Annotated in this window: 12 protein-coding genes; 5 read left to right on the forward strand and 7 right to left on the reverse strand. The window is 72.1% G+C overall.

Annotated elements, in window-relative coordinates; genetic code table 11:
- Nucleotides 1-126: 126 nt before the first annotated feature.
- Together ACNHYB_RS09820 and ACNHYB_RS09825 are read right to left on the reverse strand one after the other, a co-directional pair.
- The gene (locus ACNHYB_RS09820; protein ID WP_418275158.1) at nucleotides 127-1,752 is read right to left on the reverse strand and encodes an AAA family ATPase; all 1,626 of its coding nucleotides are present in this window, start codon (nucleotides 1,750-1,752) and stop codon (nucleotides 127-129) included.
- Between the two features lie 301 nt (nucleotides 1,753-2,053).
- Nucleotides 2,054-3,286 carry a GmrSD restriction endonuclease domain-containing protein gene (locus ACNHYB_RS09825; RefSeq protein WP_418275159.1) on the reverse strand — a complete coding sequence of 411 codons (1,233 nt, stop codon included), beginning with the start codon at nucleotides 3,284-3,286 and terminating at the stop codon, nucleotides 2,054-2,056.
- 180 nt (nucleotides 3,287-3,466) lie between these two features.
- Between ACNHYB_RS09825 and ACNHYB_RS09830 the strand changes: the two genes are divergently transcribed.
- Nucleotides 3,467-4,816, forward strand: coding sequence for a hypothetical protein (locus ACNHYB_RS09830; protein WP_418275160.1), 1,350 nt, complete (start codon nucleotides 3,467-3,469; stop codon nucleotides 4,814-4,816).
- Nucleotides 4,817-4,886: 70 nt separating this feature from the next.
- Here the strand turns inward: ACNHYB_RS09830 and ACNHYB_RS09835 are convergent, their stop codons facing one another.
- The 3 genes from ACNHYB_RS09835 to ACNHYB_RS09845 all read right to left on the reverse strand — a co-directional run bounded on the left by ACNHYB_RS09835 (nucleotide 4,887) and on the right by ACNHYB_RS09845 (nucleotide 8,317).
- Nucleotides 4,887-5,912 (reverse strand): pirin family protein, encoded by a 1,026-nt coding sequence (locus tag ACNHYB_RS09835; RefSeq protein WP_418275161.1) that lies wholly within the window; start codon nucleotides 5,910-5,912, stop codon nucleotides 4,887-4,889.
- Between the two features lie 735 nt (nucleotides 5,913-6,647).
- Entirely contained in the window at nucleotides 6,648-7,652 is a 1,005-nt protein-coding gene (locus tag ACNHYB_RS09840) for a hypothetical protein (RefSeq protein WP_418275162.1), read from the reverse strand.
- Between the two features lie 98 nt (nucleotides 7,653-7,750).
- Entirely contained in the window at nucleotides 7,751-8,317 is a 567-nt protein-coding gene (locus tag ACNHYB_RS09845; RefSeq protein ID WP_418275163.1) for a DinB family protein, read from the reverse strand.
- 51 nt (nucleotides 8,318-8,368) lie between these two features.
- Here ACNHYB_RS09845 and ACNHYB_RS09850 point away from each other — a divergent pair, with 51 nt between their 5' ends.
- On the forward strand, nucleotides 8,369-8,974 hold the full coding sequence (locus tag ACNHYB_RS09850) for a TetR/AcrR family transcriptional regulator (RefSeq protein ID WP_418275164.1): 606 nt from the start codon (nucleotides 8,369-8,371) through the stop codon (nucleotides 8,972-8,974).
- 43 nt (nucleotides 8,975-9,017) lie between these two features.
- On the opposite strand, the gene ACNHYB_RS09855 is transcribed toward ACNHYB_RS09850, so the two are convergent.
- Complete coding sequence (locus ACNHYB_RS09855; RefSeq protein ID WP_418275165.1) at nucleotides 9,018-9,875, reverse strand: sugar phosphate isomerase/epimerase family protein; 858 nt, start codon at nucleotides 9,873-9,875, stop codon at nucleotides 9,018-9,020.
- 214 nt (nucleotides 9,876-10,089) lie between these two features.
- Here ACNHYB_RS09855 and ACNHYB_RS09860 point away from each other — a divergent pair, with 214 nt between their 5' ends.
- Nucleotides 10,090-10,734, forward strand: coding sequence for an HAD family hydrolase (locus ACNHYB_RS09860; RefSeq protein WP_418275166.1), 645 nt, complete (start codon nucleotides 10,090-10,092; stop codon nucleotides 10,732-10,734).
- Nucleotides 10,735-10,747: 13 nt separating this feature from the next.
- On the opposite strand, the gene ACNHYB_RS09865 is transcribed toward ACNHYB_RS09860, so the two are convergent.
- Complete coding sequence (locus ACNHYB_RS09865; RefSeq protein WP_418275167.1) at nucleotides 10,748-11,527, reverse strand: GAP family protein; 780 nt, start codon at nucleotides 11,525-11,527, stop codon at nucleotides 10,748-10,750.
- A gap of 120 nt (nucleotides 11,528-11,647) precedes the next feature.
- Between ACNHYB_RS09865 and ACNHYB_RS09870 the strand changes: the two genes are divergently transcribed.
- Together ACNHYB_RS09870 and ACNHYB_RS09875 are read left to right on the forward strand one after the other, a co-directional pair.
- Nucleotides 11,648-12,940 carry a histidine kinase gene (locus tag ACNHYB_RS09870; protein ID WP_418275168.1) on the forward strand — a complete coding sequence of 431 codons (1,293 nt, stop codon included), beginning with the start codon at nucleotides 11,648-11,650 and terminating at the stop codon, nucleotides 12,938-12,940.
- Nucleotides 12,937-13,632 (forward strand): response regulator, encoded by a 696-nt coding sequence (locus tag ACNHYB_RS09875; RefSeq protein WP_418275169.1) that lies wholly within the window; start codon nucleotides 12,937-12,939, stop codon nucleotides 13,630-13,632. The genes ACNHYB_RS09870 and ACNHYB_RS09875 overlap by 4 nt, the downstream gene beginning before the upstream one ends.
- Nucleotides 13,633-13,655: the final 23 nt, after the last annotated feature.

Here is a 13,655-nt window from a genome sequence, read left to right on the forward strand (position 1 = left end):
TCGGCGACGAGTGCGTCAACTGACCCCGGTACACCCTGCGATGGACGGACCCGCAGCACCCGAGCTGCGACGCCTAATTACGCGCATTGCCGAGAAACAACGCTAGACCCGTCCAGCCGTAGTCCTCTATTCGGGCAGCGCGCCGATTCCAGCACGCGCGACGCTTCGCAGGGCTTCGTCAGACCCGATAGCCGTGCGCGCCGCGTTCTCGTAGTGCGCAATACTTGCGAAGCCGAGCGCCTTCGCAACCTTTGCACGCACCCCAGTGTTCCGGATGGGCAACTCACGAATCAATCCAGCGTAATCCCCATCTTCGTGCAGCCGCTTTACCCGCGCGAATATACTGACGTACGGCGAGGGGAAAGTCACCGTCACATCCTCTTCGCCGACTTCGCTGGGTAGATAGTCTACAAACTGTCGCGTCACGGCATCTCTTGCCAAATTTCCTGCGAGTCGCTCAAGGGTCCCGGCGGATCCCAACTCACCCAGAGCATTCTCTACCGCGACTTCCACGAGTTGACCGGGGTCTTCTCCAAGGGTCATCGACTGCCTTCCAGCAACCGCCTCTAAGACCTCGGGCAGGTAGTAGAAGTTCTCTACTTCACTGATCGGGAGTGGAAGAATCCCGCTCTCGCGCAATCGATCCCTCTCGGCCGTCTCGCGACCATCGCCGTCGACCAAGCCAACTGCGGTCAGCCAATGATGCTGAGAACTAGAACGTAGTCCTTTGACCGCTCGAATTACCTCGTTGCACCCTCCAGCAGGAACCGGCGACCAGTCAGAATAGAGGATTCGGTACAACCGAAGGTCGACACTTCCGTGATCCCCCTCGATGAAGAGGATCCGCTTCCTGCCGCCAAGGATCGCCCGACGCGCTGACTCAGGGAGCTGCTCCCCAGCCGAAACTTCAAGGACGTCCCACGCAGCGGCTCGATCTCCGCTCCACTTGACCCCGATAGCCGCATACGTCGATCCGTAGTCTCCCAACGCTGCAGCAAGATCGAGATCATGCGTCAGGATGATGAAAGCACAATCCGACCGTGCCGCCACGACGGACTCAATGAGGCGAGCGGAGATCGAACGGTGAAGGTGACGCTCTGGCTCATCGATGATGAGAATTCCGCCCGCCGGAGCCGTCAGAACTTCAGCCGCAAGAAGGAGCGCGCTCTTCTCCCCGTCTGACATCTGGAAGATCGGATACACGACACCAACATCGCGGTGCCGCGCATTGAAGGTCTGGCGCTCGGTGATCTCAACGCTGACAAATAGTCCTGCGCCCTCAAGAATTCGGTTCAGACTTGTCAGCAATCGCTCACCAACTGCGGCCTGAGCCTCCTCCCAACTGGCTCCGCCGTCTTGGGCTTCCACTATCTGTCGATGCTGATCACTTACCTTGCCGACCAAATCAAATAAAGCAATGCTTGTTCGACTATCCGCGTACCTGTCGGTATATCTGGAGTCCGGCCTGCGGTCGAAGTTCTGGGCATTCTGGCTTGTCTGCTCTCGCTGCGCAGAACTAATTTCTGGCCCTGAATGCGTGAACCACAGTTTACGATGAGCGATCAAACGTCGCGTTGTCTCGGCCGGGGCCTGCTGATGCAGGTTGGTAGCCAGCGCGGACTTGCCGGCGCCATTCGCGCCCACGATAGTCGTCACACCGCCCGCCACTGCCGGCAGGTCCATGGAGCCGCCCCCAACCACCGGGACATGCCAAACGTGTAGAAGCTCCGTTGACTGCGGCTCCGTCGACATGCGGCGATCCTATTGGCCGGCCAGTTCGACGCACCAGTCGAGTGAGGTCCGTTCGTATCGGTTCGCCCTGACCAGGTCTGGAGGGCACGACGTGCCACTACGTGCCACTACGGGGTGTCACGGACAGGGAACGACCGGCAGCGGCCGTACGATGGAACGGCAAGATTCCAACGGACCTGGGTTGACTCCAGGGACCCGGGAACCTGCTCCCTGAGATTCCCAAGCTGATAGCGCGGGTTCGATTCCCGTCACCCGCTCCAGCACGAGAGCCCCCGGCCACGTCCGGGGGCTCTCGTCGTTCCTACTCGCAGCCCACGCCGTCGCCGTCGCGGTCGAGATGGCGGGCGTAGCCGGGCTCGCCCTCGCGGATCGGGTCGGCACCGGCCTCGCGCACGGCGGTGCAGTTCTCGTAGTAGACGGCGGCGGGCGCGTCCGTCTCCGGCTCCGGCTCGGGCTCCGCGGCGGGCGGGGCCGCCGTCGCCGTCGGCGAGACGTCGGGTGCGAGCCCGCCGGCGGGCAGCGGTTCGTCGGGGCACGTGGACAGCACGTCGGCGATGGCGTCGTGCTCGGCGCGGGTGACCCACAGCTCGTAGGTCAGCTTCACCGCGACCTGACGGGCGACGTACTCGCAGCGGAACGCCTTGTGCGGCGGCAGCCACGTCGCGGCGTCGCCGTCCCCCTTGGCCCCGTTGCTCGGGCCGTCGACGGCGAGCAGGTTGAGCGGGTCGTTGGCGAACAGCTCGCGGTCGGTCCCGTCGAGCTGCTGGGCACCCTTCTGCCAGGCGTCCGACAGCGCGACGACGTGGTCGATCTGCACGGCCGTCGACGTCGCCTGCCCGCGCTGGAACGCGATGACGGTGCCGGTGAACGGGTCGGCCAGCGTCCCGGTCAGCACCACGCAGTCGTGCGTGCCGGGCTCGAACGTCTCACCGGTCAGGTCGCGCGCGAGGATGTCGTTGCGGGTGTCGCACCCGTTGCGGTCGACGTCCGACCACGCCGGACCGAACTCGTCGCGGTCGTAGCCCGTCTTCGGGGCGCGGCCCTTCACGGGCACGTCGGTGAGGGCTGCCAGCGCCGTACCGACGGCGGCCGGACCGGAGGCCTCGTCGTCGGCTGCGCCCGGCCCGGGTGACGCCTCCGGCGTCGGGGAGGACGACGGCGAGACGGACGGGGACGGCGTCGTCGTCCCGCTGGGGTCCGGATCGGCGGCCACGGCGGCGCCCGCCGCGTCGACGGCGGCCGGGGCGCCGTCGTCGGGCGACGCGACGACGGCGGTGACGAACAGCGCCACCACCGCGGCCCCGGCGATCCCGACGAGCCTGCCCCGCCCGCGCGTCCCCCACCACGTCCAGCCGACGACGGCGCCCGCGAGCGCCGAGAGCAGCACGTAGACGAGGACGAGCGTCAGGGCGGTGGCGGCGTCACCGGCGGCGAGGCCGACGACGGCGACGAGGGCGAGCAGGACGAGGCCGACGACGAACGTGGGTCGCCGCCACAGGGGGCGGGCGGCGGACGGGGTACGGGTGGGGTTCACTGGATGCTCCGGGTCGGGACGACGTCCTATTGTGCGGTCCGTGGGGTCGCGTGCCGACCATGCCGGTGCGGGTTCACCCGGGTGTCGCAGGTTTCATCCGACGACGTCCTCGGCTCGACGCGCGCTCGGAGCAACCGCTGGTTACGCTCCGGGCAGTCGAGGTCGACGCGGGGGGCTCACATGTCTTGGCGGTCCGGGATCATCGGCGTCGTCGCCGGCGCTCTGCTGCTCGTCGACGTCGGGGCGGCCGCGGCCTCCCCCGAGGTGCGTGACCCGCACGGCGGGACGCCCGTCACCTGGGAGTCGTCGGTGGACTCCACGCGTGCCGTCCGGTCGGCGAACAACGGTGTGCGGGCGCTGTCGCAGGCGGCACGGACCAGCAAGCGTGTCCACACCGTGCAGGTCGCCGTCGCCACCCCGAAGGGCATGACCAAGAGCCAGGTGAAGCGGTACCTGCGCGACTCCGACGTCGACCGGCTGCTGTCCGAGGTGTCGTCGTACTGGCGCGAGCAGTCGGGCAACAGGATCACGTTCGTGCGCACGGGCTCCGTGCAGCGCGTGAGCACCGGCGACGGGGCGTGCCGCAGCACGAAGCAGATCGTCCAGCAGGTCAAGCGGGGCGGCGCGAAGCACTACGGCACGGGCTGGTACACGTCGTCGACGCGTGGGCCCGACCGTCGCGCGCACCTGGTGGTCCTGTACCCGTACCGCAGCGGCGACCGTCCGGGCGGCTCCCGCTACGCCACCACGTGCGGCGGCACGATCGGGCTGGGGTCGCTCCCCTCGAAGGCCGGCCGCGACTCTCCGGGCGGGTGGACGTTCTCGCTCGCGGGCGGGCCCGACGGCGCGGCGTCGAAGGACCGGTGGAAGCACCAGCAGTACCAGCGCGGTGTCGCGACCCTGGCGCACGAGCTGGGCCACAACCTCGGTCTGGAGCACTCGGGCGTGGGCTGGTGCGACGGCGTCGCGGACGGTGGGTTCCGCAGCGACGACTGCGGCGCGGCCGAGGGGATGGACCCGTTGGACCTCATGGGTGCGGACTTCGCCGCGACGGGCGTGCCCGCACTGTCCGGCGCGCAGCAGCGCCACCTCGGGGTGCTGCCGTCGAGCGAGCAGAGGTACGTCAGCGGGTCGTCGGGCAGCCGGACGGTGCTGCTCACCGCCCGGGACCGGGACACGAAGCGGCCCACGCTGGTGCGGGTCCGCGACCCGCGCAGCGGATCGGTCTACGAGATCGAGCTGCGGCGCAAGGACCCGGACGTGCGGTACCCGTACGCCCGGATCCCGTACCGCCTGGACCGGGCCTACACGGTGCGCTACGGCGTGACGGTGAGCCGGGTGGCGGGCGGGAGCTCGACCTGGGCGTATCCGGGCGAGCACCTGATCGTGCCGATGGGTCGCGAGTCGAACCGACGCTCCACGATGTGGGAGGGGCAGACGTTCACGACCCGCACCGGCGGGCTGAAGATCAGCCTGGTCAACGTGTCCGGCGGGATGAAGAACGCAAAGCTGAAGGTCACGTTCCGCTGAGCGGTCCGGCTCCGGCGACGGCCGCCCTGCCGGGACCGGTCGGGCGTGGGGAGCGTCGGGGTCGGGTCCGTCAGGAGCGGGACCGGGGACGCAGCCGCACGTCGGGCAGCGCCGGGGCGCGCAGCGGGCCGGAGGCGTAGCCGTCGACCTGCCCGAACCGTCCCTCCCGTGCCCCCGGGGCGTAGCCGGTCGCGCCGTCCGGGCGGTCGTCCACCTGCTGCGCCCACGCGGCGCGTGCGGCGACGATCTCGTCGTGGGTGCGTCCCACGAAGTTCCACCACATGACCACGTCCTCGGTGAACGGTGTCCCGCCCACGAGCACGGCCCGCACGGGAGCCGCGCCGGCGCGCAGGGTCAGCGTGCGGCGTCCGGGGGCGGCGTAGCCGAGCGCGTGGGGCGGGACGGGCTCGGAGTCGAGGGTGACCTCCCCGGTGTCCACGAGCAGGCCGTGCTCGAAGTCCGCGTCGACGTCGAGGGTCAGGGTGGTGCCGGGCTCCAGGTCGACCTGCGCTCCGACGAGCGGGGTCCAGGTGCGGGCCGGGGAGACCAGGTCCTGGCCGTCGACGTGCAACGACCCCATGAACACCTGCACGCTTGCGCCGGCGACGTCCGCGACGGGCAGGTCGCCGTGGTGCTCGAACGTGGGGTCGGTGTCCTTGGCGGAGGACGGCAGCACCGTCCACAGCTGGACGCCGTGGAGCAGCGGCGGGTGCTGGGCGGGCGACTCCTCGGAGTGCGAGATCCCCCACCCGGCGGTCATGAGGTTGAGCTCGCCCGGGCGCACCACCTGCTCGGAGCCGACGGAGTCGCGGTGCAGGATCTCGCCGTCGAACAGCCACGTCACCGTCTGCAGCCCGGTGTGGGGGTGGGGTGGCACCTGCATCCCGGTGGACGAGGTGACGTCGTCCGGCCCGTAGTGGTCGCAGAAGCACCAGGCGCCCACGAGCGAGCGCTGCCGCTGCGGGATGGTCCGCCGGACCGTCATGGCGCGCGGGCCGCCGAGGGGCACGTCACGGGGGCCGAGGATCTCGACGGCGGCCTTGGGCTCACCGGGCGCGCAGACCTGTTCGACGGGCCGCGTCTCGAGATTGCTCATGTCGGGAGCGTACGTCCGACGGCGTCCTGAGGGACGGCCGAGAGGTACGACCGAGAGGTACGGCCGAGGCCCCCGGGTTCCGGGGGCCTCGGTCAGCCCATGTTCCCCACGCGATCGCTGGCGGGGCGCCGTGTCGACGTCACGGCCCCGAGCGCTCTGCCGGGCCGTCCGGGACCTGGTGCGTCGTCGTCCCGTCCACCCCGTTCTCCGCAGAGACCCGGACATGGGTGGTCTTCCGGCCCCGCCAGACACCCGCGTCGTCACCCGCGGCCCGCACCTGGTGCGGATCGGCCCGTCGTTCTCCGGTCGACCGTCGTCTCGTCGAGGTGCTCACCGGCGAGACTGTTAACGACGTTTCTAGACCCGTGAACCGGTCGCGGCAAGCCCTACGGGCACGTGAATTCTCGGCCACAGGTTCGTCCACAACGTGACCCGCGGAATCCCCACACCATCCACAGCGCTGTGGAAAGAATCTGTGGACAAACGCTCCCACCGACCGCCCACCGAACCGCACCCGAGGGCAGCCGCCCTCACCCGACGACGCCGGGCACCCCTGCACCACGCAGGCCGGAATCCGCAGGAATCCGCGGTTCGGGACCTCTTGGGCGGGATGTCCAGGTCGCTCCCCGACCCCTGCGCACGACCGTCCGCACCCGTGGGCACGACAGTCCCCACCTGCGGGGACACCGTGTGTGACAGAAGGCACCAGCCGTCCACAAGCCTGTGGACAACCGATCACACCCAGGCGCGCACCGTCCCCGGCGTCTGCTCCGACGTGCGCTGCTCGATCTGCGCCGTCGTCGCCACGAACGCGCCGTCGTCGACCACCGTGCCGCCCGCCGTGGCGCACACGTGCAGCGCCAGCCGCGCCACCACGGCCCGCATCCGCGCCCTCGCGATCGCGTGCACCCCGGACGGGACCTCCGTCCTCAGCTCGTACGGGTCCTGCGGCACCCACGTGATGCGCACGACGTGCGGGCCGTACGACCGCGGCTCCAGCCCGGAGAGCACCCGCGGCACCCGGTCCACCTGCTCCGCCTCCACGACGACGGTGCCGTCGTAGGGCGTGCGGCCGAGCATCCGGACGCGCCCCGGGCCCGACGCCGACGGCGAGGTGTCGGCCTGCGCCGTCGCCACCTGGGCCCTCAGGAGAGCCAGCAGGTCCTCGGCGGACAGCTGCCGGCCTGCGTAGACCGTCAGGTCCACCGCCCCCGCCGGATCCGGCCGCAGGAGGTGGCGGCCGTCCGCGAGGACCACGCCACCGAGCTTGCGCGCGACGGCCACGCCCCACTGGACCAGCCGGAGCTCCTCACCCTCCGGCAGCCCGGCCGCGAACGCCCGCGCGATGCCGTCCCGGTCGTCGAGGGAGGTGGGCCGCCCCGTGCGCGCGTCGAAGGTGCCGTCCACCCGCCCCAGGGCGAACGCCGTCGACGGGCCCGTCAGACCCGCCTGCGGGGACGCCTCCGGTGCGACCTCGAAGGGACCGGCCGCCCCGTGCTCCGCACCGATGCCCAGCACGCCCGGCTCCGTGCGGGGCGGCTCCGAGACGGCGATCCCCCGGAACCGTGCACCCGTGGCGCGCCGCACCGCCTCGACGACCCGGGGCTCGCGCAGCCAGCGGACGTCGGCGAACCAGGCGTCGGCCAGCTCCACGAGGGACTGCGGCCCCGGCGTTCCCGGCAGGACGAGGAGGTGGTTGGACGCGTGCTCCGCGGGGACCAGGGCCTGGACGTACGACATGCCCGCAAAATACCCCCTGCGGACGCGCGCGATGTTGCCGGCGTGTGACGTTCCACGGTGCGACGACGAGCCGGTGGCGCGGGCTCAGGTCCTGGGGGCTAGGCGTCGACGTCGTGCAGGTGGTGGACGACGTCGTGCACGAAGTACCGGCCGAACGTGCGCACCGTGAACGTCGAGCCGTTCGACCGCAGACCGGTGCGCTCCAGCTGGTCCGCACCCACCGCGTCGAAGCGGGCGGCCACGGCCTCGCCGGCCGCCGTGAGCTCGGCGGAGACCGTGGCGGGGTCGAGCTCGGCGTAGCGGCCCTCCAGCGCGGCGGCGTCCTGGTCCCAGTTGTCGAACTCGGCGCCGTCCGTGCCGAGCATGAGCGCGAGCCGGGCGTCGAAGATCGTGAAGACGTCCCGCACGTGGGCCCCGTACTCCAGCGCGGACCACGTCTCGGGGACGGGGCGGGTGCGCACGTCGGGACGCGACAGCGCCTCGCGCCAGCGCGGGAGCGTGGACCGCACGACGCTCCCGACGGCGCTCGGGACGACGTCGGTGGGCTCGAAACCGCACTCGGGACAGGGATCCGCGACGACCCAGGTCCAGTCCTTGGTGTCCGGCACGATGCCGCCGGGACGGCCGTCGGGCTGTGCGGGGTCGTTGTCGGTGGCATGAGTCACATCGCGGACGATACCCCGGAGGTCCTGACACGCGGTGCCTATGATGTCAGCATGCCCAAGATCATCGGCAACAGTCTTCACGAGCATCGCCAGATGACCCGGCACAAGCTGTTCATGGCCCTGTCCACGCTCATGGCCGAGCGAGGCTTCGACACGATCACGCTGGCCGACATCGCCCAGGCAGCCGGAGTGGGACGCACCGCCGTCTACAACCACTTCGCCGACAAGGAGGCGATGCTGCTCGGGTTCATCACGCACGAGACGGAGCAGTACGCGCACACCCTCGAACGGGCGCTCGCGGAGGTCGACGACCCCGTCGCCCAGCTGCGCACCTACATCCGCCAGCAGGCGCAGCTCACCCGGGTGTTCCACCTCGCCCCCGGGCCCGACCTGCGCACCGTGCTGTCCCGTTCCACGCAGGCGCGCCTGCGCGAGCACGCGAGCATCGTCGAGTCGATCCTCAAGCGGATCCTGCACGACGGCATCGAACGGGGCGCGTTCCCGCCGCAGGACCTCGAACCCACCGTCCAGCTCGTCAACGCGTGCCTGTCCGGGCGGCTCATCCCCGACGAGGAGCAGGCCCGCGAGCGGACCATCCGCGCCGCGGAGACCTTCGTGCTGCGGGCCGTCGGCGCCCGCCCCTCGGTGGCGGCCTGACGCTCACGACCGCCGCCTGACGCCCAGGACGGCGGCCGGAGGATCACCAGGCGTCGGCGGGCAGGTGCCGGTGCTCCGGCGGCGGCGGCGTGTACGACACCGGCACCGGCGACAGGTAGGCGCGGGCGAACTCCAGGCTCGCCACGAGGTCGGCGTGCCGCTCGTGGGCCGTGCGCGCCTTGCGCGTCGAGATCTCCAGCACGACGTCGCCCGTGAACCCGCGGCGTGCGAGCTCGGTGAGCACCTTGTCGCAGTGCATGTCGCCGCGCCCCGGCACCAGGTGCTCGTCGCGCACGTTGAACGTGCCGTCGGCGAGGTGGACGTGGCGCAGCCGGTCACCGAACACGTCGAGCAGCTCCATGCCGTCCTGCTGCGCGATGGCGGCGTGCGAGAGGTCCAGGGTCACCGCGTCGTAGCCGTGCTCGGCGGGGTCCCAGCCGGGCAGGTACGCCTTCAGCTCCCGGTCCAGCCGGGAGTGGGGGCGCCACGGGTACATGTTCTCCACCGCGACCGTCACCGGGCCGCTCTCGTTGAGCAGCTTGACCTGCTCCTCGAACCCGCGCGCGTACCGGTACTGCCACCGGAACGGCGGGTGCACGACGACGGTGCCGGCGCCCAGCTCACCGGCCATGTCGACCGCCTTGGCCAGCTTCTCCGCGGGCGATCGGCCCCACACGCGCTGGCTCACCAGGAGCGTCGGGGCGTGGATGGAGCGGATCGGCATCCCGGTCTCCGCGACGAGTCGCTCGAGGGCCTTCACGTCCTGCGTCACCGGGTCGGACCACACCATCACCTCGACGCCGTCGTAGCCGATCTGCGCGGCCACCTCGAACGCGAACGGCGCGCGTCGCGGGTAGACCGAGGCTGTGGACAGCGTCACGGGGATCGTCGGTCGGTCCATGCTCATCACCTTAGGTCGGGGACCTGTACGAACGTTGAACACGCTACTCCGCTCGGCTGAACCCTGCGCCACCCGTGGGGTGTCCTCCCCGTCACCCACACGTCTTCCCCTCTCCCCGCCCGCCTGCCCGGCGGCGTCCTGCCCCCGTCACGACGCCGCAGTGACGACGTGGGAGCGGGCGGCGGGGTGCAGCAGGGCGGATAGGCTCGCCGACATGGTGCGTGCGGTGGTGTTCGACGTCGGCGAGACCCTGATCGACGAGACGCGGATCTTCAGCCGGTGGGCGGACCGGCTCGGCGTCCCCCGCGGCACGTTCCTCGGCCTGATCGGCGCGTGCGCGGCCTCCGACCGTCCGCTGGAGGAAGCCTTCCGGCTCGTGCGCCCCGGCATCGACCTGCCGGCGGAGATCGCCCGCTGGGCCGACGACGACCCCGACGGCCTGCGGGAGAACTTCGACGCCGACGACCTCTACCCCGACGTCCGCCCGGCCCTGGCGGCCCTGCACGAGGCCGGGCTCGCCGTCGTCGTCGCCGGCAACCAGCCGCCCCAGGCCCGCACCGCCCTGGAGGCGATGGACCTGCCCGTCGACGCGATCCGCACCTCCGACGAGTGGGGCACCCAGAAGCCGGACCCGGAGTTCTTCGAGCGCGTCGCGCACCTCTGCGGCGCGGCGGCGTCCGAGATCGCGTACGTCGGCGACCGCCTCGACAACGACGTGCTGCCCGCCGCCGACGCCGGGATGCGGCCCGTGCTGATCCGTCGCGGCCCGTGGGGCTACCTCCACGCGACCCGCCCGGAGGCGGAGCGGGTCGACGTCGTCGACTCGCTCGACGAGCTCCTCGGCCTGCTGGCACCCTGAGCACCGCCGCGGGTCAGGTCCAGCCCAGCCGCCCGACCGCGTCGAGGGTCAGCAGCACCCCGACGATGCCGAGCACCCAGCTCGTCATCTCCGCGGCGTTGCGGGTGAGCCACCCCTGGAGCCGCCGCAGCACGGGATCCACGGCCCGCGCCGCCCCGAGCCTGCCCGCCAGGAGCAGCAGGGCGGGCGCCACCATGACGACGCAGTAGGCGGCCAGCACGCCCACGGCGGGCACCGTGGCGAGGTCCGACGTCGTCAGGAGGCCGATCGCCGCGAGGTAGGGCAGCATCGTCGCGACCTCGAGGCCCGCCGCCCCCAGCGCGAGCCCGACGAGCGGCAGCACGGACCCGCTGCGCCCCTCGGTGCCCAGGGCCCGTTCCCGCCACCGCACGAGACGGCCCGGCCCGTCCTCGCGACCGTCGGCGCGACGGGTCTCGGCGCGGCGGGCCACGTGCTTGCGGTCGTAGCGGAAGCTCAGGGCGAACAGCCCGATGCCGGCGACGAGCTGGAGCAGCACCGCCGGGCGCGAGTCCAGCACGCTCCCGTAGCGGTCGAGGAACGCTCCCCCGCCGACCATGACGACCACTCCCACCAGCAGGTAGAAGCCGGCCACGACACCCAGGTACGCGAGCACCCGGCGGGCGCGGAGGCGCCCGGGGGCCAGCAGCAGCCAGACGGGCACGAGCAGGGTGCCGAAGCTCGTCGAGTCGACCAGGGCGAGCACGGCCAGCACCCCGGCGAGCACGGCCGGTCCGGCACCCTCGGCACCGCCGAGGTCCACGGGAAGGTCCATGCGACGACCCTGGCGCGCCGCGCCGGTCCGGATCGTCCGCCGCAGGAGGTATCCCGGCAGGTCGGCGGGGTACATCGTTCGAGGGATACACGCCCGGCGGCCCTGTGCTGGGATGTCAGGGTGAGCGTCGAGCCCTCCACCGCGCCCGGGACGCCGTCCGTGCTGCGCCGGCTGCGGGGCGAGGGCAGGCGCTCCGACGTCGCGGACGCGGTGACGATCTTCGCGGTGGGGAGCCTGCTCCTGGCGATCGGGCTGGTGGACGTGGCCCCGGGATTCGACCTGTGGCACGGCAGCGCGCCGCCGTGGGGGCGGCTCGCGCTCCTGGCGCTCGGCTGCCTGATCGTCGCGGTGAAGCGGGCCCGCCCTGTCCTGGCGCTGCTCGGCGGCGTCGCGATCACCCTCGTGGACCTGTCGTGGGGCGGCAGCCTGGCCGTGCTGCTCGTGCTCTGGGACCTGCAGTTCTCGGCGATGCTGCGCTGCGGGGCGCGCACCCGCACCTGGTTGTGGACGGTCGCGGGGGTGCTGACCGTCGCCGCCGCCGTCGTCGCCGGCGAGATGACCCGCGACCTGCGCGTCGTGGTGTTCGCGGCGCTGCAGCTCGGCGCCATCCTGCTGGTGCCGATGTGGTGGGCGGACAACGTGCGCCAGAAGACCGAGCTGGCCGACCTGGAGCGGGCGCGCGCCGACGAGGCCGCCCGGACCGCCGAGCTCGAGCGGGAGCGCGCCGCCGACCTCGCACGCCTCGCGGAGTCCCAGCGTCAGGAGGCGGTCCAGGCGGAGCGGGCGGCGATGGCGCGCGACCTGCACGACGTCATCGCTTCCCACCTGTCGACCATCGCCATCCATTCCGGCGCGGTGCTCGCGTCCCCGCCGGACAGCGACCGCGACCGCGCCGCGCTGACCCAGGTGCGGGCCAGCTCGCTGGACTCGCTGCGCGAGATGCGTTCCATGATCGATCTGCTGCGCACCGACGCGCCTCGTGACCCGCTCGCGGCACCGGGCCGGCTGGCAGCCATCGGCTCGCTCGTGGACAGCGCCCGGCAGGCCGGCGGGGACGTCCGCCTGGAGGCGGACCTGCCGGACGCCGAGCAGGTGCCTGCCGCCGTCGGGCAGGCCCTGCACCGGATCGCCCAGGAGGCCCTCACCAACGCGCGCAAGCACGCGCCCGCACAGCCGGTCCGGCTGCGGGTCGACGTGGACGAGGGGGCCGGTGCGGTCGTGCTCGACGTCCGCAGCACCTTGGCCACGACGCCCGCGCCCCTCGACGAGCCGGCGCTGCGTGCGGGCACGGGTCTGATCACGATGCGCGAGCGCGCCCACGCCCTCGGCGGCACGTTCACGGCGGGTCCGACGGCGGACGGCACGTGGCGCGTGCGGGCCGACATCCCGCGGACGCCGCAGGGTCTGCCATGACCGCCGCGGGAGGGACGACGACCGGTGCGAGCGGACGGACCGCTCCGGTGCGGGTGCTGCTGGCCGACGACCATGCGGCGATCCGCGCCGGGCTGCGCATGCTGCTGGACGCCGCGGACGACGTCGAGGTGGTCGGGGAGGCGGCCGACGGCGACGCGGCCGTCACCAACGCGCGGGCGCTGCGGCCCGACGTCGTCCTCATGGACCTGCGCATGCCCGGCACCGACGGCATCGCCGCGACGCGGACCATCACCGCCGAGGGTCTGGCGGACGTCCTGGTGCTGACGACGTTCGACCTGGACGACGACGTGGACGGCGCGCTGGCCGCGGGGGCGGCCGGGTTCCTGCTCAAGACGGCCGAGCCCGCAGCGCTCGTCGACGCCGTGCGTCGGGTCGGCGCGGGCGACGGCGTCCTCGCCCCGGAGGTCACGCGGCGGGTGCTGGCCCGCCTCACCGCGCCCGGCCCGCCGCCGTCCCGGCACGACGACGACCCTCGGTTGGCGGACCTCACGCCGCGCGAGCTCGACGTCCTGACGGCGCTCGGCCGAGGGCTGTCGAACCAGGGCATCGCCGCAGAGCTCGTCGTCACCGAGGCGACGGCCAAGACGCACGTGTCCCGGGTGCTGGCCAAGCTGGGCGTCGGGTCCCGCATGCAGGCGGCCCTCGTCGCGCGCGACGCCGGGCTGGCCTGAAGCGGCCGGCCGCCGACCGCCGG

It is taken from the genome of Isoptericola jiangsuensis (genome assembly GCF_048320105.1).
Taxonomy (GTDB): Bacteria; Actinomycetota; Actinomycetes; order Actinomycetales; family Cellulomonadaceae; genus Isoptericola; species Isoptericola jiangsuensis_A.

What these genes read in the sequence shown, in the direction of transcription:
- ACNHYB_RS09820 (WP_418275158.1), bottom strand. Translation starts at nt 1,752, where the DNA reads ATGTCGACGGAGCCGCAGTCAACGGAGCTTCTACACGTTTGGCATGTC.
- ACNHYB_RS09830 (WP_418275160.1), top strand. Translation starts at nt 3,467, where the DNA reads ATGTCTTGGCGGTCCGGGATCATCGGCGTCGTCGCCGGCGCTCTGCTG.
- ACNHYB_RS09835 (WP_418275161.1), bottom strand. Translation starts at nt 5,912, where the DNA reads ATGAGCAATCTCGAGACGCGGCCCGTCGAACAGGTCTGCGCGCCCGGT.
- ACNHYB_RS09840 (WP_418275162.1), bottom strand. Translation starts at nt 7,652, where the DNA reads ATGTCGTACGTCCAGGCCCTGGTCCCCGCGGAGCACGCGTCCAACCAC.
- ACNHYB_RS09850 (WP_418275164.1), top strand. Translation starts at nt 8,369, where the DNA reads ATGCCCAAGATCATCGGCAACAGTCTTCACGAGCATCGCCAGATGACC.
- ACNHYB_RS09855 (WP_418275165.1), bottom strand. Translation starts at nt 9,875, where the DNA reads ATGGACCGACCGACGATCCCCGTGACGCTGTCCACAGCCTCGGTCTAC.
- ACNHYB_RS09860 (WP_418275166.1), top strand. Translation starts at nt 10,090, where the DNA reads ATGGTGCGTGCGGTGGTGTTCGACGTCGGCGAGACCCTGATCGACGAG.
- ACNHYB_RS09865 (WP_418275167.1), bottom strand. Translation starts at nt 11,527, where the DNA reads ATGGACCTTCCCGTGGACCTCGGCGGTGCCGAGGGTGCCGGACCGGCC.
- ACNHYB_RS09875 (WP_418275169.1), top strand. Translation starts at nt 12,937, where the DNA reads ATGACCGCCGCGGGAGGGACGACGACCGGTGCGAGCGGACGGACCGCT.